Origin of the sequence: Pseudohaemophilus parahaemolyticus, assembly GCF_938021905.1 — a bacterium.
Lineage (GTDB): Bacteria > Pseudomonadota > Gammaproteobacteria > Enterobacterales > Pasteurellaceae > Haemophilus_A > Haemophilus_A parahaemolyticus_B.
Window position 1 is genome coordinate 1 of the sequence record NZ_CALIFA010000039.1, and the last position, 1,788, is coordinate 1,788.

At 42.4% G+C, this 1,788-nt stretch carries 1 protein-coding gene and 1 pseudogene; both read right to left on the bottom strand.

The genetic code is table 11. The features are described 5' to 3' along the window. The coding region (locus QMF79_RS03745; RefSeq protein WP_281772827.1) for a sugar phosphate nucleotidyltransferase at nt 1-659 on the bottom strand (659 nt) is incomplete at its 3' end. 22 nt (nt 660-681) lie between these two features. Continuing rightward, nucleotides 682-1,788, bottom strand: a pseudogene (locus QMF79_RS03750) (glycogen debranching protein GlgX); the annotation flags it as partial.

A 1,788-nucleotide genomic window follows, 5' to 3' on the forward strand; every position in this document is an offset into this window, starting at 1 on the left:
TAAAGATAATCCGCATCAAACACATAAATCCCCATTGAAGCAAGCGAAACATCAGGTTTACCCACCATGGCTGGCGGATCTTTCGGTTTTTCAACGAAAGCTTTTACTTTCAAGTTTTCGTTCACTGCCATTACGCCAAATTCGTGTGCTTCAGAACGTGGCACTTCAATGCAACCAACGGTACATTTTGCCCCGCTATTTACGTGATCCATCAACATCACGCTGTAATCTTGTTTGTAAATATGGTCGCCCGCTAAGATCAAAATATATTTCGGGCGATAGTGATTTTTAATAATAGCCATATTTTGATATACCGCATCTGCTGTGCCACGATACCAAGTGGAATCATCGATTTGTTGACGGGCAGGCAGCATATCCACAAATTCGCCACGCTCTTGCGGTAAGAAAGACCAACCCGTTTGTAAATGGCGAAGTAGAGAGTGTGCCGCATATTGAGTCACTACCCCAATTCGGTTTAAACCTGAGTTAATACAATTAGAAAGTGCAAAATCAATAATGCGACGATTACCACCAAAATAAAGTGCTGGTTTTGCACGTTTATCTGTCAATTCATGTAAGCGTGAACCGCGTCCACCTGCAAGGATAAGTACCAAAGTATTTTTGACCAAGTCATATTTGTTAAGGTCTCTCGCTTTCATAGGGATCTCCATAGTCTTTTGGTTATTCATTGCTCAATGCACAGAACCCCATCGAACATAGTTCGGCTTGCTGTGTATTGAGAGTTAAATGGTGTATGCCATTCAGAGGCGTCCATTCCCCTGCAGGTAGGCGAAATGCCTGGCCTTCGGCTTTGGCGTTAATCAATAAAAGCCAACGATTCTCTAAAACTACCTGTAATGCTTTGGTTTCTCGATTTTGCCAATCTTCAACTGTCATCGGTTCGCCTACAATGTTCAGCCATTGCACATTCTCGCCCGACCACCATTGATCTCGGTTTAAACTGCCAATTTGATTACGAAGTGCAATCGTTTGTTTGGTCAGTTCAAATAATTCTTCGTTAAAATTTGCCCATTTAAGCCAAGTAATCTCGTTATCTTGGCAATAGGCATTGTTATTACCATATTGGGTATTACCAAATTCATCGCCCGCCAACAACATAGGTGTGCCATTGGCAAGCAGCAAGCTCATTAGCAAGCCCACTTGAGCGAAAGTGCGGTCATTTTCCACCGCACTTTTTTGCGGTTCAGAAAGGCTATCTGTTGAGCCTTCAATACCGTGGTTATAACTGTAATTTTCATTGCGACCATCACGATTTTCTTCGCCATTGGCTTCATTATGTTTTTGGTTGTAACTCACTAAATCTTTAAGCGTAAAACCATCGTGGGCGGTAATAAAATTAAGTGTAGTATGTGGCAAGCGGTCATTTTTCTTGAACAAATCACTAGAGCCTGCAAAGCGTTCAGCAAATGTGCTGATTTCGCCACTTTTCCACAGCCAGAAACGGCAGAGATCATCGCGGAATCGGTCGTTCCATTCGGCAAAATAACTTGGAAAATTCCCGACTTGATAACCGTAATGCCCAATATCCCACGGCTCGGCAATTAATTTAATATTTTGTAAACTTGGCTCATTTTTTATGTCAGTAAAAAGCTGAGCTGATGAGTTGAAATCAGGTGTATCACGCCCAAGCACCGAGGCTAAATCAAAACGGAAACCATCAATGTGGCATTGCTCCACCCAATAACGCAGGCAATCTACGACCCATTTTCTCCCTACATCAGAGGATAAATTGAGCATATTGCCGCAGCCTGTCCAATTGATATAACG